Consider the following 21,479-nt stretch of genomic DNA (forward strand, 5'->3'; position numbering starts at 1 on the left):
AGCATCCCACATACAAAATGAACAGGGGCGCGATATTAACACAGGGTTGGCGCCGCCTAGTTCTATGCCTTGAATGGGGCCGACGAAGAATTCTTGCCGCTTATTTACGGGGCAGGAGTTGCAGCAGGCGGCGGATCGCCTCCGGCAGTGCCACGGTCGCCGTGTCGATCTCGCAATCGGCCTGCAACGGCGCTTCATAGGGGCTGTCGAGCCCGGTGAAGTCCTTGATCCGCCCCTCCAGCGCAGCCTGGTACAACCCTTTGGGGTCACGCCGGGCACAGGTATCAAAAGGTGTACTGACGTACACCTCGATGAATTCCCCCGGGCCGAACAGCGCGCGGGCGGCATCGCGCTCGGCGCGAAACGGCGAGATCGCCGACACTATGACCAGCAGGCCGGCGTCCACCATCAGCCGTGCCACCTCGGCCATGCGGCGGATATTCTCCTTGCGCGCCTCGGCCCCCATTCCCAGGTCACTGCACAGGCCACTGCGAACGTTGTCGCCGTCGAGGACGAAGGTGTGCATACCCAACTCGTTGAGCCGCAGCTCCAACAGATTGGCCAGGGTCGACTTGCCGGCCCCCGACAATCCGGTCAGCCAAAGACAGCAGGGTTGCTGCTGCTTGAGGGCGGCCCGGGCCTCGGTGGACAACGACAGGCTGTAGGGACGGATTTGCGGGCGCTCCAGCGGTACACAGGCAAGCTTATTCATAACCGAGCATCTCGTAGTCGCGTTGATAGACCCGGCGCACCAGGCGCCGGGTGCGTACCGAACAGATTTCCCTGACGGGGGTGCTATGGCGCTGCTGGGTGCTGTTGACATGGGGCAGTCGGGTCTGGACCTGCAACTGCTCGCACAGCAGTTGGAAATCTCGCTGCAGGTGCTCCTGATAGCCGACGAAATCCAGGGCCAGTCGGCCTAGGGAGTCGGTGAGAAAATCGCTCTGGGCAGCAAAGTGCATCTGCTTGTGGATGGTTTCCGGGTGCAGCCAGCGGCCGATAAAGTCATCGAAGTCGCGGTAATGCCCTACCAGCGCCTGGGCTGCCTGGTCCCGTCGGCCGAGGCGATTGCCCCGCAGGAAAGCGTAGGCCGAGTAGGCGCGCTCCAGGGGGTCGCGCACGAAGGCAAACTTGAAGCTGCTGGAAAAGGCCTGGGGAAACTGCTGCTCGTACCAGTACAACGGCAGGTGCCCGGGCATCCAACCGTCGAACAATGCCGAACAGATGCTGCTGCCCGCGCACTTGGGGACATGAATGAACAGGCAGGAGTGTCGGGAGAAGGCATCAGGAAAGCGCACATTGGCCGACATGGACTTGTTCACCACTTGGCGATCCACCACCGACAGGCGCCCAAGCAGGAAATTGCGCTGGGTCTTGGGTAATAACTTCCACACAAAGCGTTGCAACATTCTGCTACCCACGCGAGAGGGATGGCCCCCTCGATCTGTTCAAAGATTCAGGCGGGAACCATAACAAGCGGGAAACGCAGAATTATTTAGGCTTGGTCAAGACTGTAAGGAAGCGGCTACAAATGATGCCAAGGTGCCTTGCACACCAAGGCCCCGGGGAGCGAGCCGGCTCGCTCCCCGGAACAGGTCAGGCGATTCCGCTGGGCGCGGGCTCTTCCAGGCCCATGGCATGCAGCCGCGAGTAGTAGCCGTTCTGTGCCAGCAACTGGGCATGGCTGCCGCGCTCGACAATCCGCCCCTGGTCCATGACCAGGATCAGGTCGGCTTTCTCGATGGTCGACAGGCGGTGGGCAATCACCAGGGTGGTGCGGCCCTTCATGACCTTGTCCAGGGCGGCCTGGATGTGCCGCTCGGATTCGGTGTCCAGGGCCGAAGTGGCCTCGTCGAGAATCAGCAGCGGGGCGTTCTTCAGCAAGGCCCGGGCAATCGCCAGGCGCTGGCGCTGGCCACCTGAAAGCAGTACGCCGTTCTCCCCTACCTGGGTATCCAGGCCTTCGGGCAACTGGGCAATGAAGTCCATGGCATAGGCATCGGCGGCGGCCTTCTCGATGTCCTCACGCGGCGCACCGGCCAGGTCACCGTAGGCAATGTTGTTGGCCACGGTGTCACTGAACAGCGTGACGTGCTGGGTAACCTGAGCAATATGCCGACGCAGGTTCAGCAGGCGGAAGTCTTCGACCTCGGTGCCATCCAGAAGAATCTGGCCCTTGTCGTGGTGGTAGAACCGCGGAATCAGGTTGGCCAGGGTCGACTTGCCACTGCCGGAACGCCCCACCAGCGCCACCATTTTCCCGGGCTCGATACTGAAGCTGATGTCATCGAGCACCTGCCGTTCGGTTCCCGGGTAGGTGAAACTCAGGTTGCGCACCTCCAGGTGCCCATTGATGCTGGCGCGCTCGACAGTGCCGCGATCGACCTCAGGCTCGACGTCCAACTGCTCGAAGATGCTCTCCGCACCCGCCACGCCTTTCTGGATCGTTGAGCTGACTTCGGACAGCTGGCGGATCGGCTTGGGCAGCAGACCGGCCATGGTGATATAGGCCACCATTTCACCGGCAGAAGCATCACCGCGCAGATACAGCACCAGGAACATCAGTACCGCCATGGCGCTGTAGATCACCAGTTGCAACAGTGGGGTGTAGATGGCGCCGGTACGGGTCATGCGCAGTTGCTTGTCGGTGTTGCCCTGGCTGGCCGCAAGAAAACGCTGCTGCTCATAAGTCTCGCCGCCAAAGCTGCGAACCACGCGATAGCCCTGGATGGTTTCCGAGGCAACATGGGTCACATCACCCATGGCCACCTGGATCTTCTTGCTCTGCTTGCGGAATTTCTTGCTGGCGGTGCGGACCATGACCGCGATCAGCGGCAGGATGGCGATCATCACCAGGGTCAGGCGCCAGTTCATCCACAACAGCGAGCCGAACAGGAAGATCACGGTCATGCCTTCGCGGATCACCACCTTGATCGCGTCCGTCGCCGCCCCCGTGACCATGGTCACGTTGAAGGTGATACGCGAGATCAGATGCCCGGAGTTGTGCTTGTCGAAGTAACGGTTGGGCAGGGTCAACAGGTTGTTGAACAGTTGCACCCGCAAATCGTGCACCAGCCCCAGGGATACCTTGGCCAGGAAGTAATTGCCCAGGTAGGAGCCCAGGCCTTGCCAGGCAGCGATCAGCACGATCAGCAGCGGCACCGCTTGGAGCAACTGCATGTCGCGCAGATAAGGCACACCGGGAAACAGCACCGCCTGAGGGTTGGACAGGCCGTCGACGAAATACTTGAGGATGTAGCCGAGCATGGGCTGAGTCGAAGCGAAGATCAGAAACCCGACGATGCTGATGAGAAACAGACCAATATAGGGCCGCACATAGCCGAGCAGACGGAAGTAGATTTTCAAGCTCGAGGGGCTTGCGTCAGGACTGGAGTCGGTCATATCACGCGAATGTCGTCAAAAAGGAGGCTGACTTTAGCACAGCTTGTTCGCGGTACTGGCACTCCCATAGACCCGAGATTGTTCAGCTGACCAACGACACCGCCAGCCATAAGTCGTTATGATTGCCAGCTTAACTTCCGGGATGAACGTTCAAGCATGCAACCCAATGCCCTTCACAACACGGCCAATCGAGTATTCGATTTCATTTGCCTGTGGATTCTGCCGATCGGTTATCTACTGCTTCTCTGTGCGATGTTCTTCCTGCCGGGACGCAGTGGATTGCACAAGCTGTACTACGGACTGTTCAGCATCCCGACGCTGATCGCGCTGTGTACTCGCCCCAGCGAACTGAAAAGCCTTCTGCGCGAACCTGTCTTCATCGCCATGCTGCTGTTCTGCACCTGGGCCCTTGTCAGCCTGGCCTGGAGCCCTCCGGTGGACAGCGTGCTGGGGGAAATCAAGACGCCTCTGCACACCCTGATGCTGTTCGCCGGCTGCATGCTACTGGTTCGCTACCGCGGCGAGGTGCTACAGCCGCTGGTCTTTTGTGCTGCGATCGTTGCTCTCATCGCCTCGATCTTCAACCTGTACGTCTTCGTTCGATACCACACCCCCGAACTGCGCATGATCGGTGCGGGCGCCTTTGACAACCCATTGCTGAGCTCCCATGTCTTTGGGTTCTTCTGTGTCTACTGGCTGTGCCTGAGCATGAACTGCCGTCGTTACCAGATACTCTGGCTGAGCGTTCCGGCGTTGGTCATCATGGTCGCCGCGCTGATCGCCACGGGCTCCAGAACGCCTCTGGTGGCATTGACCCTGGCGGCACTGTGGCTGAGCTTCATTAGTTGGAACCGTCGTTCGCTGATGCTGCTGGGCGGTATGCTGGCAGGCGGTATAGCCGTCGTTGCGCTGTTCTCGCAGATGCTTCTGGAACGGGGCAGCTCTTCGCGTTTCGATCTCTGGCGCCTGGCCCTGGAACAGATTGCCAACCACCCATGGATCGGCCACGGCTACAACGCCAGTCTGTCCCTGGACCCCGGCATCGGTTTCCTGCTGCAAGAGCCCCATAACTTCGCCCTGGGCGTGCTCTACTATGTGGGCATCATCGGCCTTCTGCCGTGGCTGTTCATGCAGGCCTGGGCCCTGTTCAAAAGCTGGCAACTACGGGCCGAACCACTACTGATCCTGGCCTCGACCTGGCTGATGTTCGGCATTGGCGCAGGCCTGACCGAAGGCGGCGGGATTCTCTCTCGCCCCAAAGAGCACTGGTTCCTGCTGTGGATTCCCCTGGCCCTGATCGCTGCCCTGTGTATCAGCCAACGTGCGCGACGCTCACCCAGCCACACGGTCGAGTCGCTCACCCAGGCCGACGCCGACAAGCTGATGGCCAATGCCCGGGTAATCGAAGCCGACGGCCTGGGGCCCAAGGTCCTGCGTCTTGAAGACGGCAGCTTCCTCAAGCTGTTTCGCCCTCGCCGCTGGTACACCTCCGGAGGGTTCAATCCCTACTCCGCGCGGTTTGCCACCAATAGCGAGCAACTGCGCGAGCTGGGCATCACCACCCCGAAAATCCTCGGACTGTACCGTCTTGCCGACGGCAGCAACGCCGTCCGCTACCAACCGCTGCCCGGCCAGACTCTGCGCCAGAGTCTGCAATTGGCAAGCTCTGGCGACGAGCGTGCCAAGCTGATCAAGCGCTTTGGCGCCTTCATGGCCAACCTGCATGAGCAAGGGGTGTATTTCCGCTCACTGCACCTGGCCAATGTGCTGGTACTGGAAAATGGCGAGTTCGGGCTGATCGATCTTGCAGACCTGCGGGTCTATCCCTCCTCACTGAGAAAATCGCTGCGCCAGCGCAATGTGCGCCATATGCAGCGCTATGCCGAGGATTGTGGCTGGCTGTTCCTGGAGCACCTGGACGCACTGCAGGCCGGTTACGCCCAGGGCACCTCGATGCCACTGGCCACCGGACTGTTGAAGCAGCTACCGGCGAATGACCTGCACCAAGTGGCTCGCTGATCCCTGCGCACGCACCTGTTCCATGGCAGCTACACAGGGCTGCCTGGAACAGGTTCGGAAGGGATTAAACAGCGAGCGGTCAGGCTGAACGCTGCCGGGCGTAGGCCAGGAAGCCGTCAATATCATCGCTGCAGAGCTTGTCGGCCAACCCGTGCAACTCAGCCTCCGGCCAGTCCCACCAGGCACTCTGCAAGAGTTGCTGGCGCTGCTCCTCGGGAAAGCGCCAGCGCAGGAAACGCGCCGGGTTGCCACCGACCACCGCATAAGGCTCGACGTCCTTGGTGACCAGCGCTCCCGCCGCAACAATCGCACCATGGCCAATGGTCACACCGGATAACAGCGTGCTGTTGGAACACAGCCACACATCACTGCCCACCCGGACATCGCCATTGGTCCCGGCGTAGCCACTGATGTGCGCGGCCTGAGGCAGCATCGCCGGGAAGGGAAAAGTGGTGACCCAATCCGCTCGGTGGTGGCCACCGAGGAATATCTGCACCCCTTCGGCAATCGAGCAGTACGCCCCGATGCTCAGGGTCGAGCCCTCCTGCCAGTCATGCACCTCGGGCAAGCCATAGCTGCCACGCCCGATGCTGTAACCTGGATATCTCTGCTGGAAACGCACCACGCCGCGCTCGATTTTCGGCAGCTTGCGGATCGCACGCTTGGCGCGCTTCTCCAGAAAACGTTGAATCCAGCCCATGCTCCGGCGTCTCTTCAGTCTTTTTCCAGTGGAGAAAAATAAAGGCGGCCCAATCCACGCCAGGTTTTCTTGTTCCAGGCCTTGAACGGGATCTGTGCCAGCAGCTCGCGTGCCAGTTTGCGATCCCGATTGGAGACTTTGAGGAACATCGAACTGAGAAACTTGTAGCGCACCTCGTCATACAGCGGGTGGTCGCTGAACAGGGCATAGGAACGCAGGATGTTGTCGATCATGAACCGGTGGTTCTTGTAGGAGTTGGTGGCGTGCTTGCGATACCGCGCCATCAACACGTTCAAGCCATCGATGAAATAGCCGGCCCGGGTGATCTTCAGCTCGATCAGCAGGTCTTCAAGACGGATATTCGGATCGAAACCGCCGACCTTTTCCAGGGCCTCACGACGAATCATCAGGGTCGGAGCCGGTGGATAGGGCTTGCGCTCAAGGAACATGTCGTCGAAGTCCAGGCGCCGGAACGGCACGTCACGGCGCTGGCGCTTCTCGGGAAACAGGTTGCCGCCGCTGTCGATCAGCTCGATATTGCCCGCGCAGATCCCCACCTCAGGCTTGCCATCCATATAGGCCACCTGAGTCGCAATGCGCTCGGGCAGCATGATGTCGTCGGAGCCGAAAGGCACGATCAGGCTGCCCCTGGACCGTGCAATGGCACCATTGAGAGTGTTGGTCAGGCCCTGATTCTGCTGGACCCGGAAGTCGAAGCCATGCTGCTCCTGCAGGCGCCGGATACGCTCGACACTGTCATCGCTGGAACCGTCATCCACCACCAGCAGCTCGATGTTCGGATAGGTCTGGTTGAGCACACTGAGAATGCTTTGCTCAATGTAGGGCGCGTGGTTGTAAGAGGCGATAATCACCGTCACCACAGGTTGCTGGTCTGCCATTACTGCCTCTTGCCCGCTTGACTCAAGCCGGAGTCGATCAATTGCCGGTACTCCTCGCGGAACACCTCGATATCGTGTTCTTTCTGCAGATAGGCATAGGCCTGCTGGCCCTTGGCGGCCAGTTCCTCGTCGGACAGCCCGAGATAGGCATCCAGCGCGGCGACCAGCGCCGGTACATTGGCCGGCTCCACGGCCAAGCCGCCAGCCCCCTCGATCAGGGGCAGCATGGCCGGCACGTTCGAGGCGATCACCGGCAACTGCCCGCTCATGCCTTCAAGCAAGGCCAGGCCCAGCCCCTCGGCCAGCGATGGCATGGTCCAGATATCGAAGGCCCGCACGTATTGCAGGGCGTTCTCCTTGAACCCCAGCAGGTGAGCCCGGCCCTGCAGCCCCAGGCGCTCGATTTCAGCGCGCAGATTGGCTTCCTCGCGACCGGCACCAATGATTGCCAACTGAGTTTTCGGGTACTTGTCCTTGAGTTGAGCAAAGGCCTGCAGCAGATAGGTATGACCCTTGACCGGCACCAGGCGGCCCAAGGCACCAATCAGCCGCACATCGGGGGCCAGCCCCAGCAACTCCCGGGAGCGCTCGCGGGAATGCTGCAAGGCCTCTGCCTGTTCAATGTCGATGGCGTTGGTGATCGCCCAGGTGTTCTGGTCGGTGAAACCGCATTGGCAATCGAGCAGGTACTGCTTGACGGCCGGGGACACACCGACAAAGCGCCAATGCCGATCGATCAGACGCTGGGTCTGGCGGCGCCGGTAAAGCCGGTCGTACTCACCGAAACCGTGGGAAATTCCGATGCACAACGGCACCTTCAACCAGCGGTTGAGAGTCAGCATCATGTTCACCGGCTTGAAACGGTTGCAGATCACAACATCGAACTGTTCCTTGCGGCAGAACTGATACAGCCGCCACATGGCCCGCAGGCGCATGCCCTTGAGGGATTTGTCGGAAAACTCGAAATACACCGAATGCGCGGCGCGACTCACCGGATCGTTCGGCCCGGGGCGCCCCCGCAGGAACGCTGCGGTGACTTCGTAACGCTCAGCCGGCAAGGCCTTGACGATCTGCTCGGCGAGATCGGCGAAGTCGTGGGATTTGACGTTGTAGTCCGGCTGCAACTGCAGGACCTTGAAGCGCTGACTCATAACTATCCCCGGTGAAAACCTGCGGCATCGATGATCCAGGACGGCTCACTGGCCAGGGCTTGGAGCGACTGCGCATCCTGCTCCGGCAACTGCGACCACTCATTGCGCTTCCAGCACACAAAGTGGAAGTACGGGAAACTGCGGTCGCCGTCGCGGTCATTGGTCAGATGCCCATCCTTCCAGTACCAGCGCGTCGGAAAATCACGGCTGCCATCATGCCACTTGATGACTCCGCCCGGCGTGCTGAAGGCCTCGGTGAACTCACTGCGGCGGCGCCATGGATTGAACTTGCCCACCAGCTTGAACAGCGGTTCCGGGAAGTTCTTGCGCCAGAGGAAAATCCGACTGAACGCCCCTTCATCCAGTGCATGGTGCTCCAGGTCGGTAAAGCGCGTCTGCCAATCCTTGATCTGCCTGAACAACTCACGCTTGCGCGCAGTATTGCGTATCAGGCACAAGTGCCCGGCGACGCGCCGTTCATGGGTGGAGAACAGGTCATACCCCGCCAGGCGATCCGCAGTGAAATAGGCCCGCAGGTCACCGTAGACCAGGTCGATATCGCCGAAGGCCCAGAAGTCGTAGCCCTCCAGACGATCAATATGGATGTACCCCATTGCCGGCCTGATATCACAGAGCTTGTAGGCAGCATTGGGCGCAAAGTCGATCTCCAGGCGCCGGGATACCAAAGCGCAGTACTCAGCAAAGCTCATGCTTTCTAGCTTGACGTTCGGCGGCAGATTGTCCGGGGTCCCGCAGTCGCTGAAAAAGAGCCAGTCGATATCCGGATTCCGGCGGCAGCTTTCGAGAAAAAACGGCATCCAGAATGGCCAACGCCCGAAGTAGGGCATGAGAAACAAGATTCGCGGGCGAGGATTGATCACAAAGGACTCACTGTCGGATTGGGGCTACAAAACGCCCCCATGGTTATGTCGGTTTATCGCTGTTGCAATAGCCAGAACAGCTCGTGGCGTCTGACCGCCTTGCGAAAGAACTCATTCTCCCCCAGCGCTGAAGGCACCCTACCGGCCATAAGCCACTGTATCGACCTGCGCAGGCGTCGCTTGAACGGCATTTTCGGTTGCAGGTCATGCATCATGCCCAAGGCCATGGCCTTGTCATACTGCTCGCCCTGGGACAGTGACAAGCACCAGGGGCGCAACACCGCCGTCGACTCGAACACCGGCGGCAACGCAATGCCTGCGCCCGAATCCCCCATGGGCCAGCGGTCGTTGTCATGCAGGTGATTGGCATAGCCAAGGATAGAGGTCGGCTGCCAGGCCAGCCCTTCCAGGGCTTGCATGACCGCCTCACGAGCACAGATGTGGTCGGGATGAGGGTCCAGCGTCGGGTGCGGCAGCACTATCACTTCAGGGCGCGCCTTGAGCAGCAGCTCACGCAGGTCGGCCAGGAGATTGTTCCAGGTCGGCAACCCGTCCTGGTCGGCGGGCAGCGGGAATGGATTGAACTGGCGGAACAAGCGGATATCGCTCAGTTGCGCCTCGCGAGAAGCCACCGGCTGTTCAGGGGAGGCCTGCATGGCAGGCAGCTGCAGGCAGAAATAGCCCAACTGCACGCAATGGGATTCAGGCACCCCGGCCCAGCGCGGCACAGTAATACTGTCCCAGGCCCGCAGGCGCCCCTTGATCCGCGCCGCCTCTGCCGGGTTCATGCCCATGGCCTGGTAATGCTCAGCCTCGATTTCGCCTGCGGTGAGGGTCACGATCCAGGCCTCGTCGGCCTGGCTGTACAGACCGAAGGCTGCCAACTCGGCATCGTCGGCATGGGGAGCGATCACCATCACCCGCTGGCGCCGGTAGTCGGGATCCCGCCAGGACATCAGTTGCGGCTGGATGCGGAGCCGACAGAAGCGCCCGCGCAACCTCAGCTCGCCACTGACCAGGGAACTGGCCAGGCCGCTGAGGTTGAGGTAGCGCAGGCCATTGACCCCGCGCTCGAACACCTGACGATCGGCAAGCGGACCGCCCGACACCTCAACAGCCGGGTCGAGAAAACGTCCCAGCCACGAGCTCTTGACGTGCACGCCCAGAACCAGGGTTTCATCCCCGGCCAGCGCCAGCGGCGCCTCCAGCAACAGGCGCCCCGCTTCAAGGCGCACCGCGGCCTGCTGGGCATCGCTGCCGAAGTCGTAGCAGTAATCATCCTTGGGCGAATAGAACAGATGATCGGCAAACCAGGCTTCATGGGCCAGCCAGGCCAATACCGCCAGCAATACCGGCACCCACCAGGCCACCAGTATGCCGACCACCAATAGCAGCACCAGCCCGATCAACAGAGCGATTCGTTTATTGCGCCGGTGACGCTTGAGCAGTTGTTGTTTGCGACTCATGGGCTGACTCACACCTGGAAAACCGGCACAGGATTGCACCAACGGTCCTTGTATTCACGGTCGGCACGACCGAAGGAGAAACGCAGCGGCTTGTTCAGGGCACGGGCCTGTTCCCAGGCACTCTGGGTGTTGAGAAAACTCAGCACGCTGCCAGGGCTGAACTCACGAGTCTCCGGGTCTACCCCACCGTTCACGTACTCGACGCTGATCCACTCCGGCGCTTCGACCCGGTAGATCAGTTGCACGGCAATCGGCGCGTCGTTGAGGAAGATCACCGAACCGATCAGCAGCTCGCGCAGGCGCTCCAGCACCTCGGCCATACGCTCCGCCCCGGTGGCGGCAAAGCCCCAGCGGCGCTGGAACAGGTCGCAGTAGATCGCCGCCAGCTCGGGGCTGCTGAAATCACTGACCGGGCGTACAACCCCGCCCGCCTCTTCCAGCAGGCGCAGCTCACGACGCTGGTTGTAACGAAACTTCTTCGACAGCTCTTCCGGCGTCCTGGCCATGGCCAGCTGTTCAGCCTGGGGCTTGAGGCCGGTCAGGCGCCCCTCGTTCAATGCGGACAGGTAACGCCCACGATGGCGCAACACCGCCTGAGCATCGGCAGCGGCGGGCAGGATCAGCTCGGCATTGCCGATATCGAACAGGCCCTTCTTGCCGGCCCGCTTGAGCACGTCCTTGGACAGCGCCAGGTCGCGCCCCCAGGTGGCAATGGCCGCCTGCAATTGGCCGTTGCGCTCCCAGGCCAGGTAGCGCACCGGGATCTGCGCCAGGTCCGCCAACTGCTCCACCACCAGGGGATGGGTTGCCACACTGCCACCGAACCGCTGCCAGGCATCGGCGTAGGTCGATGCGTCAATGACTGACCAGCCACGTTCGCGCCAGCCTTGAAATCGATTGAGCATCAGCCCCTCGCGGTCAGATCGGTGACTTGCGGCAAACGCCAGAATACGTCGCGTACAGCACGGTCGGAGAAGCGCTCGCGCAGGCGATCGAGCATCAGCTCGGCACAGACCCGGCGCTGGTGATCGTCCATCGCGGCCAGATGCTGAAGCCCCTGGGCCATATGTTCAACGTCGCCCAGGGGGAACAGGATGCCCACCCCCTCGACCACTTCCCGGGCACCGCCACAGGCGGTGGCCAGCAGCGGCACGCCGGCGGCCATGGCCTCCAGCAGGACCATGCCAAAAGGCTCGTGGTCGGAGCTCAAGGCAAACACATCGAAGGCGCGGAAATAGCGTCGGGCCTGAGGCACCTGCCCGAGGAACAGCACGCGATCGGCAATCCCCAGCTCGCGGGCCAGGGACTTCAGGTCTTTTTCCAGACGCCCGGTTCCGAGAATCGCCAGTTGGCTGTGCGGCGGCAATTGCGGCAAAGCCGCGGCAAAGCCACGCAGCAAGGTGGCCTGGTCCTTGTCCGGATGCAGGCGCCCGACGTTGCCGACAATCCAGGCATCGGCGGACAGGCCCAGCTCGCTGCGCGCCTGGGCAGCGCTCAGTTGCTCGGCCTGCAGTGCCTCAAGGTCGATACGGTTGTACAGGGTCTGAATGCGCTGCGCCGGCCATTTCGGCAGGCAGGCACGCATGTCGTCACGCACCGCATCGGACACCCCGAGCAGGCTCAGGCGGTTACGGAACAGTTGGGCGAAGAGCTTGCGGCTGCCGCGCTTGTAATCGGAAAACGCATGATGGACACCGATCACCGGCAAGCCGGTACCCAGCAAGGCGATATAGATCGGCTTGAAGCGGTGAGCGATGCAGAAGCTGAAATTGCGTGACGCGGCGATCTTGCGCAGGTCGCGGATGGCGCCCAGCTTCAGGCCGCGGATGGCCTTGGAGCTGTATTCCATGAACAGCACTTCATCAGACGCGCAGCCCGCGGCGACATCGGCATCGGCGGCCCCGGTGAGAAACACCGTGGTCACTCGATAGCCGCTGCCCGCGAACAGGTTGGCGTATTGCCGGGCACAGTCCAGGAACGGCCCGTCATAGCCGTGGCAGAACTGCAGCACATGGCGTTCAGCCGAGCGTGTCATAAGGGTCCACGCCGTCTTTGACCACCAGAATGTCTTCCATGATCAGGTACTGCAGGTCGGACCCGTAGAACATGTTCAGGGCATCGGTAGGCGAACAGATCATCGGTTCGCCACGGCGGTTCAACGAGGTGTTCAGCGACACGCCGTTGCCGGTCAGTACTTCCAGGGCCTTCATCATGTCGTAGTAGCGCGGGTTGTATTCGCGCTTGAGCACCTGGGCCCGGGACGTGCCGTCCTCGTGGACCACTTCCGGCACCCGGGTCTTCCACTCTTCAGCCACTTCGAAGGTGAAGGTCATGAACGGCGCCGGGTGATCGACCTTGATCATCTGCGGGCCGACGGTGTCGAGCATCGACGGGCAGAAAGGCCTCCAGCGCTCGCGGAACTTGATCTGTTCGTTGATCCGGTCGGCCACGCCAGTGGCGCTCGGGCAACCGATGATCGAACGGCCGCCCAGGGCACGCGGACCGAACTCCATGCGGCCCTGGAACCAGGCCACCGGGTTGCCATCCACCATGATCTTGGCGATACGCTCCGGGGTGTTGTCGATCTGCCGCCAGGCTGGCTTGTTCGGGTGGCGGGCACAGGCCGCGATCACGTCTTCGTTGCTGTAGGACGGGCCGAGATAGACATGCTCCATCTTCTCTACCGGCACCCCACGGGCATGGGAAACGTAAGCCGCCGCACCAACGGCGGTACCGGCATCGCCGGAAGCCGGCTGCACGAACAGCTCCTTGACCTCGGGACGGGCAATGATCTTCTGGTTCAGCTTGACGTTCAGCGCACAGCCGCCGGCGAAGGCCAGCTTGCCGGTTTCCTTGAGGATGTCGCCCAGGTAATGGTCGATCATCTGCAGGGCCAGCTTCTCGAACAGCGCCTGCATGCTCGCCGCGTAGTGGATGTACGGCTCGTCGGCGATGTCGCCTTCGCGCTTGGGACCCAGCCACTCGATGAGTTTTGGCGAGAAGTAGAAACCCTTGCCCTTCTCTTTGTAGCGACGCAGGCCGATGACGTTGGCGTAATCGGTGTTGATCACCAGCTCGCCGTTTTCAAAACTGGCCAGGCGCGAGAAATCGTATTTGCTGGCATCGCCGTACGGCGCCATGCCCATGACCTTGAACTCGCCGTCGAGCATCTCGAAGCCGAGGAACTCGGTGATCGCGCCATAGAGGCCGCCCAGGGAGTCCGGGTCGAAGAATTCCTTGATCTTGTGGATCTTGCCGTTTTCGCCGTAGCCGAAGAAGGTGGTGGCGTACTCACCCTTGCCGTCGATCCCGAGGATCGCGGTCTTCTCCTTGAAGCCCGAGCAGTGGTAGGCACTGGAGGCGTGGGCCAGGTGGTGTTCCACCGGCTCGATCTTGACCTTTTTCGGGTCGAAGCCCAGCTGCTCCAGGCACCAGACGATCTTATTGCGGTAGCGCTTGTAGCGACGGTTGCCCATCAGGATCGCGTCCAGGGCGCGGTCCGGGGCGTACCAGTAGCGCTTGGCGTAGTGCCAGCGAGCCTTGCCGAACAGGCTGATCGGGGCAAACGGAATCGCGACTACGTCAACGTCGGAAGGCTTGATCCCGGCCTGCTCCAGGCAGAATTTCGCCGACTCGTAGGGCATGCGGTTCTTTGCATGTTTGTCGCGCACGAAACGCTCTTCTTCAGCGGCGGCAATCAGCTTGCCGTCGATATACAGGGCCGCTGAAGGATCATGGCTAAGGGCGCCGGACAGGCCAAGAATCGTCAATGCCACAGGGGTCTAGCCTCGTTTAGTCTGCATGCGGGCGCGATGCGCCTTGAAAATGAAGTGTGCTCGCAAGGGGCGAGAAACAACGAAAGGGCGGGATTATAACGTAAAAGCAGGTGCAAGCCTCTAGCGGCGAGCGCCAAGCATGGGTTGGCACCCGCCGCGCGCCGTGGCCGCGGCGCAGGCAGCGGCCATGGGTCGCAGGTCAGGCCTCGGTGCCCTGGGCCGTCTTGGGCAGGCGCTGGTCAATCACTTGATACAAATTGCTGTCTTGCGGCCAATTGCGCATGAATCGCGCGCGATCACGGGCATAAGCCGGGGCAAAGCTGCTCATGCTGGAGTGCTGGCACATGGAGTCGAGGTCTATCAGCGCCCAGCGACCCTCTTGCCAGAACAGGTTATGGCCCTTGAAGTCGCCATGGCTGATGCGCTCCTTGATCAGCTCGGCAAACAGCTGGTCCAGCGCCTGCAATTCCGGCTCCGGGGCTTGCCCGCTGTCCACGAAGGGTGCAAAGCGCTCGATGATGTCCGGCCCTGGCAGATGCTCGGTCACCAGGTAGGCGCTGCGCCGCAGCCACAGGAAACGCCGCTCCAGCAAGGCCAGAGGCTTGGGCGTGGCAATGCCCAGGAACGCCAGGCGATTGCCTTCGCGCCAGGAATGCCAGGCCCGGCTCGGGCGCCAGAAGCGCTTGAGCCAGTGAGCAAAGCCCTTGATGTTGTAGCGCTTGATCACCAGCGGCCGGCCCGCAACCTCGACCCGCCCAACACTGGCCGCGCCACCGGTCTTGTACAGATGGCCCTGATCCAGCAGGGCGTCGGCCTGCTCCAGCACCGGCAGCATCGCTGCCTCTTCCTCACGGCGGATCGCGCGCAAGGCGAACGGGCCGCGCTGCACGCTGAACAGCGTGCACTCGCGGCCGACCTTGTTGAGAAAGTCCCGCAGGCGCCAGCCCCGGACCTTGTTCACCTGCTTCTGCAGGGCTTCCAGGGGCAAGGCATGCTCGGCGTTGCTCAACAGGTAGTGCACCAGCAACTCTTCGGTGAACGGTTCCAGGCTCTTGGGCAACTGGGCGAAGAATACCCCGAGGTTCTCCAGGACCTTCTGCCGGGACAGGGGATTGCCCGCCTCTTCGACACAGATCCCCGCACCATCGATCAAATACAGCCGGTTGTCGTGGCGCAGCAGATTGTCCAGGTGCAGGTCCGATTGCCACAGGCCCTTGGCGTGCAACTGGCCGATAGCCCCGAGGGCCTCGGCCAGTACCTCAGCCTGCTCGTCGGCCAGCACCGGCAGAGCTTCCACCTGCTTCCAGGCGTCGCCCAGGCTTTGTGCGCCCTGCAGTAACTCGAACAGCAGCCAGCCGCCCTCGCCTTCCTGCAAACCGTCCGCCAGCAGCAAGGGCGTCGTCAGCCCTTGTTCTGCAAGCAGGCGCACACCCTGCAATTCTCGCTGGAAATGCCGAGCGGCCTTGGAGCCCACCAGCAGCTTGGCCAGCACCGGACGCCCGCGCCAGACCCCGGCCCCCACGTAACGCTGCCCCGGCAGCACCCGCAGCAGGCTCAGCAACTGCAACTGTGCCGGGCCGGCGGCGTCCGCCAACTCCAGGCTCAAGGGCAGCGTCGGGCTGCGCCCGCTGTTCTTCAGTTCGGACAGACGCATCAGCGTGCCCCCTTGTGGCTGCGCCGAGCACTGAGCCGCGCCACCCAGGCATCCACCAGGGAGCTGTCCCGAGGCTGACCCACATAGGCCGCCAGCAGGCTGCGCACCTCATCACCGCTCCACACCGCAGCCCGGCGCAGCAAGGGCTCCAGATCCTTGACCCGATCACGCTGGCCAAACAGCAGGGGCCGGGTCTTTTCCAGGTCGATCAACTGCGCCTGATACCCATCGCCCTCGGCCCGCAGGAAAATATGCTTGGGATAGAAGCAGCCATGCACCTGGCGCAAGCCGTGCAGCTGCCGGGCCAGTTGCCCGCAAGCCTGGAGCACCGCCTGCCGCTGATGCTCGCTGAGCCGGTCCCACTGCAACAGCAGCGCATCCAGGTCATCCCAGCCATCCAGGGCCCGGGTCAACAGGATCGCCCGGGACTCGCCATCGACCTTGCGCATACCGAAGAACACCGCTTGCAAGGCCGGAATGCCCAACTGCTGGTAGCGGCGGATATTGCGAAATTCACGGGCGAAACTCGGCTCGCCAAAGGGCCGGTGCAGGGTCCGGGTCAGGTAGTTGGTCTGGCGCTTGAGGTAGAACCCCTGCCCTTCCACATCCAGGCGAAACACACTGCTGCTGCCGCCACGACCGGTATTGGGTTCGTCCACCGCTTCCAATTGGGTGGCCCACAGCTGGTCGAAAGTGCCGAGGCCATTGCGCTCCAGCAGCGCACGCTCCTCGGACGCCAGAAAATCAGTCATTCACGCCCCTCGAAAAATCTCACCACGTGGCGAATACGCTCCTTGTCGGCGGCACTCAAGTGATCACGCTGACGGTATTGCAGGTAGAAACGCAGACGCTGGGTGGCCGACAGATGGTATTTGGCCACCTTATCCAGACAGGCCAGGTCCTTGGTGATCCGGTACTTGAGCCAGAAACCACGCCAGAAATCACCGTTCGGGCAGTCGATCAGGTACAACCGGTCCTGGTCGTCGACCAGCAGGTTGCGCCACTTCAAATCATTGTGGGTAAAGCGGTGGTCATGCATGACCCGGGTGTAAGCGGCCAACTGACGGCTGACGCCATCCACCCAACGACGGTCCTTCAGACGCGGGTCGTTGCTTTCGGCCAGCACCGAGAGATCCTCGGTACGTGGTAGCTCCCTGGTGATCATCGCACCCCGGGAATAGGCCAGGCAGCGACGCTCCAGGCCCCAGGCCACCACATCGGCGGTGGGAATGCCCCATTTGGCGAAGCGCTTGAGGTTCTGCCACTCGAACTTGACCCGGGGCTTGCCCAGGTAGCGCCGCAGATTCTTGCCGGCGCCGGTATAACGCTTGACGTAATAGTTGACGCCACCACGCTCGACGCGGATGACTTCGGACAACGGATCCCGGGTCAGGTGCTCGCCCTGCAGGGCAAACACCGCTTCCAGACTGCCGAAATCCTCCGCCAACGCCTGATAGGCCGGGTCCAGGTTCCAGCTCGCCATCAGAGTGCATCTCCGTACCGTTGCTTGCGGGCGTAGAGCTTTTCCGCCTTGCCTTCGAGCCAGGCCAGCAGCGCGCCCTCCTCGGCCAGAATCTGCCGCAACGGCTGCTGGAAGTAGCCCTTGAGAAAGCGCAGCTTGTCGCGGCGCGTCAGGCCGATATCCAAGGCCGAGAAATACAGCGCCGCCAGATCCTTGTTGCGCCAGCGCTGAGTGATCTTCGGCCGGGTCTGGGCCCGGTGCAGGTCGATCACCGAGAGCTTGAGCCCTTCGGGAGTGACAGGCCGATCGGTGTGCAGCAGGAAGTGGCAGATATAGCAGTCGCGGTGGTTGACCCCGGCGCGATGCATCATGCCGGTCATGCGCGCTACCTCGGCGATCAGCGCGCGCTTGAGCGCAGGCGCCGGCGGCTGCTTGACCCAGTCGATGCTGAAATCTTCGAGGCTGACGGTCGGCGCCAGTTCCTCGGTGACGATGAACGAATGCTGGTCTGCCGGATTGGCCCCACGCTCGCCGTAGGCCACGGCGGTCATGGTGGGCACGCCCACCTGATGCAGGCGCTCCAGGGCGCGCCATTCCTGGCCGGCGCCGAGCACCGGCAGTTTGGCGGTGACCAGGTTCTTGACGATCTCGCCCCAGCCGATACCACGATGGATCTTCACGAAATAACCGCGGCCGTCGACTTCCGTACGCAAGGTACGGCGCGCTTCCAGCTCACGGTAGACCTGGCCCTTCAGGCCCTCGACAGCGTCGAACGCATCGCGTCCGGCCCAGAGGCTCTTGAAGGGTTCGGCAAGCATCAACTTCATCGGTGTTGCTCCGCCAGAATCACATCCGCAGCGTGCTGCGGCATGCTGTAAAGGTCGGCCGTCTCGGCGAACGCCAGGCCATTTCGGCTCCAGGTCGCGCGTGCAGCGTCGTCGGTCAACATGGTGGTGAGGTATTGATTGAGCTGCGCCTGTTCCAGCGGCTCATCCAGCACCAGGCCGCTCTGGGCCTCGGCAATGTAATGGGCATAACCGCAGACCGCGCTGACCAGCACCGGCAGGCCGGCCACCAGGGCCTCCAGCAATACGGTGCCGGTGTTTTCGTTGTAGGCCGGGTGAATCAGCAGGTCGGCGCCCAGCAGGAACCGCGGGATATCGCTGCGGCCCTTCATGAACTGCACCTGGTCGCTCAACCCCAGCGCAGCACTTTGCACCTGGAATACCTTGGGGTCGTCCTGGCCGATTACAAACAGTCGGGTGCGTTTTTTCAGCGCCGAGGGCAATGCCGCCAGGGCCTTGAGGCTGCGGTCCACACCCTTGGTCTTGAACCCGGAACCGATCTGCACCAGCAGCAGGTTGTCATCCTTGAGCTTGAATTCGCGACGAAAATCCGCCCGGATCTCGGCGGCGTTGGCCGGTGCCCGGCGGTCCTGGGCGATCCCCGGCGGCAGCAGGTGGAAGCGCTCCAGCGGGGTGTCGTAGTGCTTGATGAACAGCGGCTGCTGGACCTCGGAGATCATCAGGATCTCGGTCTTGGCGTCCTTGGCAAACACCGCGCGCTCGTACTCGGCAAAGTGCCGGTAACGGCCCCAGCGCCGGTACAGGGAGTGCCGCAGGTTCTGTGCCTTGTCCTCGAAACAGCCATCGGCGGCGTAGTACACGTCCAGCCCCGGCATCTTGTTGAAACCCACCAGCCGGTCCACCGGGCGCTTGGCCAGGTCGGCCTCCATCCAGGCGCTGAGCTTTTCATTGCGACGATGGTTGAACAGCGCCTTGACCGGCGCCACCAGCACTTCGAAACCGGGAGGGACATCGCCTTCCCAGATCAGGGTGTAGACACGGATCTGATGCCCACGCCGCTGGCACTCCAGGGCGATGCGCATGAAATCGCGCTGCAGGCCGCCGAAGGGGAAATACTTATAAAGGACAAAAGCCAATTGCATCAGCGCGGCTCCTCAGCCAGTAACAGGGTGCTCAGTCGGCTGGCGACACGCTCGGGATTCAGGCGAGTGAAGCACAGCGGCCACTCGCGTTTGAGGTCATAACGCTGCTGGTCCACAGCGGTGGGCTGATAGGTGCATTTCTTCTGCAGGCACGGCGCGCACGGGAAGTTGCTGCCCAGGTGGATCTGCACCCGGCCATAGGCGCCGGTCAGCCCCGGGTTGGTCGGCCCGAACAGTGAGATGGTCGGTACATCCAGTGCCGCGGCGAGGTGGCCCAGCCCGGTGTCCACGGCCACGCAGGCCTGGGCATCGGCCAGCACCTTGGCGACCCCGGCCAGGTTCAGCTTCGGCAGCACCGTGGCGTTTTTCAGGCCGCTGGCGATGCGCTCGGCGCGAGCCTTTTCCGCGGGGTTGCCCCAGGGCAACTTGACCTCGACGCCGAGCATGCCCATGCGTTCGGTCAGCTCGCGCCAGTAGGCCTCGGGCCAGTGCTTGGTGTCCCAGGTGGTGCCATGCAGGAACAGCACGAAGGGCTTCTTGCGCGGCAACTCCACGAGTTTTTCGACGTTCAGGCCATAGTCGCCCAGGCCCTGGGGCAGGTCGTAGCCCAGGGCCACGGCGAACAGTTGGCGCACGCGCTCCACCGCGTGCTGCCCACGGGCCACCGCCAGGCGCCGGGAATAGAAGCGTGAAGCCAGAGGCTCGCGGGCCGAGTTCTTGTCCAGCCCAGCCACCGGGGCACGCACGTAACGCGTCAGCCAGGCACTCTTGAGCAGGCCCTGGGCATCGATCACCAGGTCGTACTTGGTCGAGCGCACGCTCTGCTTGAAGCGCCGCCACTCGCCACTCTTGATGGTCTGCCAGATGTTCTTGCGCCAGCGACGGATCGCCACCGGTATCACCTTGCCGACCGCCGGATGCCAGGTGGGAATTTCGGCAAAGCCTTCTTCCACCACCCAGTCGAACTTGATCCCGGGGATGGCTCGCGCGGCATCGGTCAGCGCCGGCAATGCATGGATCACATCCCCCAGGGACGAGGTCTTGATCAACAGTACCCGCAACTTATTGAACCTCGACCACGGTGCCCTGCAACCGCTGCAGGGCTTCGTTCACCGGCTGCGGCAACAACTGGCGCAGGCAGTTGTAATGGCCGAAGCGGCAGGTGCGGTCAAAGCACGGGCTGCATTCGATCCCCAGCCGTACTACCTCGACCCGATCGGCCAGGGGCGGGGTGAAGCCCGGCGAAGTGGAGCCGTACACCGCCACCAGCGGGCGATTGAGCGCCGCAGCCACGTGCATCAAGCCGGAATCGTTGGACACCACCGAGTCGGCGCAGGACAGCAGATCGATGGCCTCGGCCAGGGACGTTTCGCCACTGAGGTTGCTCGATTCCTCGCGCAGGCCGGGAATCAGCCGCCCGCGAATCTCTTCGCCCACAGCATGGTCATTCTTCGAGCCGAACAGCCAGACCTGCCAGCCTTCGCGGATCTTCGCCTCGGCGACCTGGGCGTAGTGCTCGGACGGCCAGCGCTTGGCTTCGCCGAACTCCGCCCCCGGGCACAGTGCCAGCACCGGGCGGTCCAGGCTCAGGCCGAACTTGGCCAGGGCCGCGTCCCGGCTTTGCGGATCGATCTGCAGGCTCGGGCGCGGATAAGGCTTGGGCAGCTCGGCCCCCGGCTCATAGGCCAGGGCCATGAAACGCTCGATCATCAGCGGGTAGCGCTCCTTGTCGAGCTTGCGCACGTCATTGAGCAGGCCGTAGCGGAACTCGCCGCGCCAGCCGGTGCGCTTGGGAATGCCGGCAAAAAACGGCACCAGCGCCGACTTCAGCGAGTTGGGCAGCAGGATCGCCTGATCGTACTGGCCAGCCAGGGACTTGCCGATCCGCCGGCGGGTCGCCAGTTCCAGGGCGCCATGGCCCAGGGGAAAGCTCAGGGCCCGACGCACCTGGGGCATGCGTTCGAGGATCGGCCGGCTCCACTCGGGGGCCAGCACGTCGATCTCGCATTGTGGATGACGCTGTTTCAGGCACTCGAAGAGTGTCTGCGCCATCACCATGTCACCGACCCAACTGGGCCCAACGATCAGAATATTCATGTGGTTTCCATAAACGAACCGGGG

19 protein-coding genes are annotated in these 21,479 nt (G+C 62.4%); 1 reads left to right on the plus strand and 18 read right to left on the minus strand.

Annotation, left to right across the window (positions count from 1 at the left end):
- Window positions 1-100: 100 nt before the first annotated feature.
- From cysC to msbA, 3 genes are all read right to left on the minus strand, one after another.
- A complete protein-coding gene (gene cysC, locus ACUXVH_RS04970; RefSeq protein ID WP_011058902.1) occupies window positions 101-712 on the minus strand; it encodes an adenylyl-sulfate kinase in 612 nt (203 codons plus the stop codon).
- A complete protein-coding gene (locus ACUXVH_RS04975; protein WP_065364876.1) occupies window positions 705-1,409 on the minus strand; it encodes a sulfotransferase family 2 domain-containing protein in 705 nt (234 codons plus the stop codon). The genes cysC and ACUXVH_RS04975 overlap by 8 nt, the downstream gene beginning before the upstream one ends.
- A gap of 187 nt (window positions 1,410-1,596) precedes the next feature.
- A complete protein-coding gene (gene msbA, locus ACUXVH_RS04980) occupies window positions 1,597-3,402 on the minus strand; it encodes a lipid A export permease/ATP-binding protein MsbA (RefSeq protein WP_011058900.1) in 1,806 nt (601 codons plus the stop codon).
- 156 nt (window positions 3,403-3,558) lie between these two features.
- On the opposite strand from msbA, the gene ACUXVH_RS04985 reads away from it, so the two are divergent.
- Window positions 3,559-5,421: an O-antigen ligase family protein gene (locus tag ACUXVH_RS04985; RefSeq protein WP_065364875.1), complete on the plus strand. Its 1,863-nt coding sequence runs from the start codon at window positions 3,559-3,561 to the stop codon at window positions 5,419-5,421.
- 79 nt (window positions 5,422-5,500) lie between these two features.
- Here ACUXVH_RS04985 and ACUXVH_RS04990 read toward each other — a convergent pair whose 3' ends face one another.
- The 15 genes from ACUXVH_RS04990 to waaF all read right to left on the minus strand — a co-directional run bounded on the left by ACUXVH_RS04990 (window position 5,501) and on the right by waaF (window position 21,455).
- Window positions 5,501-6,121, minus strand: a complete 621-nt coding sequence (locus ACUXVH_RS04990; RefSeq protein WP_123397752.1) for a CatB-related O-acetyltransferase — start codon at window positions 6,119-6,121, stop codon at window positions 5,501-5,503.
- Window positions 6,122-6,135: 14 nt separating this feature from the next.
- Window positions 6,136-7,020, minus strand: coding sequence for a glycosyltransferase (locus tag ACUXVH_RS04995; RefSeq protein ID WP_065364873.1), 885 nt, complete (start codon window positions 7,018-7,020; stop codon window positions 6,136-6,138).
- A complete protein-coding gene (locus tag ACUXVH_RS05000; protein WP_065364872.1) occupies window positions 7,020-8,171 on the minus strand; it encodes a glycosyltransferase in 1,152 nt (383 codons plus the stop codon). Before ACUXVH_RS05000 ends, ACUXVH_RS04995 begins: the two co-directional genes overlap by 1 nt.
- Window positions 8,172-8,173: 2 nt before the next feature.
- Window positions 8,174-9,052, minus strand: a complete 879-nt coding sequence (locus ACUXVH_RS05005; protein WP_065364871.1) for a DUF6625 family protein — start codon at window positions 9,050-9,052, stop codon at window positions 8,174-8,176.
- Between the two features lie 53 nt (window positions 9,053-9,105).
- Window positions 9,106-10,518: a PIG-L deacetylase family protein gene (locus tag ACUXVH_RS05010; protein ID WP_065364870.1), complete on the minus strand. Its 1,413-nt coding sequence runs from the start codon at window positions 10,516-10,518 to the stop codon at window positions 9,106-9,108.
- Window positions 10,519-10,526: 8 nt separating this feature from the next.
- The gene (locus ACUXVH_RS05015; RefSeq protein WP_011058893.1) at window positions 10,527-11,423 is read right to left on the minus strand and encodes an antimicrobial resistance protein Mig-14; all 897 of its coding nucleotides are present in this window, start codon (window positions 11,421-11,423) and stop codon (window positions 10,527-10,529) included.
- Entirely contained in the window at window positions 11,423-12,553 is a 1,131-nt protein-coding gene (locus ACUXVH_RS05020) for a glycosyltransferase (protein WP_065364869.1), read from the minus strand. The genes ACUXVH_RS05015 and ACUXVH_RS05020 overlap by 1 nt, the downstream gene beginning before the upstream one ends.
- Entirely contained in the window at window positions 12,537-14,294 is a 1,758-nt protein-coding gene (locus ACUXVH_RS05025; protein WP_015633912.1) for a carbamoyltransferase family protein, read from the minus strand. Before ACUXVH_RS05025 ends, ACUXVH_RS05020 begins: the two co-directional genes overlap by 17 nt.
- A gap of 199 nt (window positions 14,295-14,493) precedes the next feature.
- Window positions 14,494-15,948, minus strand: a complete 1,455-nt coding sequence (locus ACUXVH_RS05030; RefSeq protein ID WP_065364868.1) for a lipopolysaccharide kinase InaA family protein — start codon at window positions 15,946-15,948, stop codon at window positions 14,494-14,496.
- Window positions 15,948-16,700, minus strand: coding sequence for a lipopolysaccharide kinase InaA family protein (locus tag ACUXVH_RS05035; RefSeq protein ID WP_011058889.1), 753 nt, complete (start codon window positions 16,698-16,700; stop codon window positions 15,948-15,950). The genes ACUXVH_RS05030 and ACUXVH_RS05035 overlap by 1 nt, the downstream gene beginning before the upstream one ends.
- Window positions 16,697-17,431: a lipopolysaccharide kinase InaA family protein gene (locus tag ACUXVH_RS05040; protein WP_065364867.1), complete on the minus strand. Its 735-nt coding sequence runs from the start codon at window positions 17,429-17,431 to the stop codon at window positions 16,697-16,699. Before ACUXVH_RS05040 ends, ACUXVH_RS05035 begins: the two co-directional genes overlap by 4 nt.
- Window positions 17,431-18,237 (minus strand): lipopolysaccharide core heptose(I) kinase RfaP, encoded by an 807-nt coding sequence (rfaP, locus tag ACUXVH_RS05045; RefSeq protein ID WP_065364866.1) that lies wholly within the window; start codon window positions 18,235-18,237, stop codon window positions 17,431-17,433. The genes ACUXVH_RS05040 and rfaP overlap by 1 nt, the downstream gene beginning before the upstream one ends.
- Window positions 18,234-19,358: a glycosyltransferase family 4 protein gene (locus ACUXVH_RS05050; RefSeq protein ID WP_065364865.1), complete on the minus strand. Its 1,125-nt coding sequence runs from the start codon at window positions 19,356-19,358 to the stop codon at window positions 18,234-18,236. Before ACUXVH_RS05050 ends, rfaP begins: the two co-directional genes overlap by 4 nt.
- Window positions 19,358-20,419, minus strand: coding sequence for a lipopolysaccharide heptosyltransferase I (waaC, locus tag ACUXVH_RS05055; protein ID WP_011058885.1), 1,062 nt, complete (start codon window positions 20,417-20,419; stop codon window positions 19,358-19,360). The genes ACUXVH_RS05050 and waaC overlap by 1 nt, the downstream gene beginning before the upstream one ends.
- A 1-nt stretch (window position 20,420) precedes the next feature.
- Window positions 20,421-21,455, minus strand: coding sequence for a lipopolysaccharide heptosyltransferase II (waaF, locus tag ACUXVH_RS05060; RefSeq protein WP_053148729.1), 1,035 nt, complete (start codon window positions 21,453-21,455; stop codon window positions 20,421-20,423).
- Between the last annotated feature and the right edge of the window lie 24 nt (window positions 21,456-21,479).

The sequence above is a fragment of the Pseudomonas sp. 8(2025) genome (assembly GCF_052665325.1).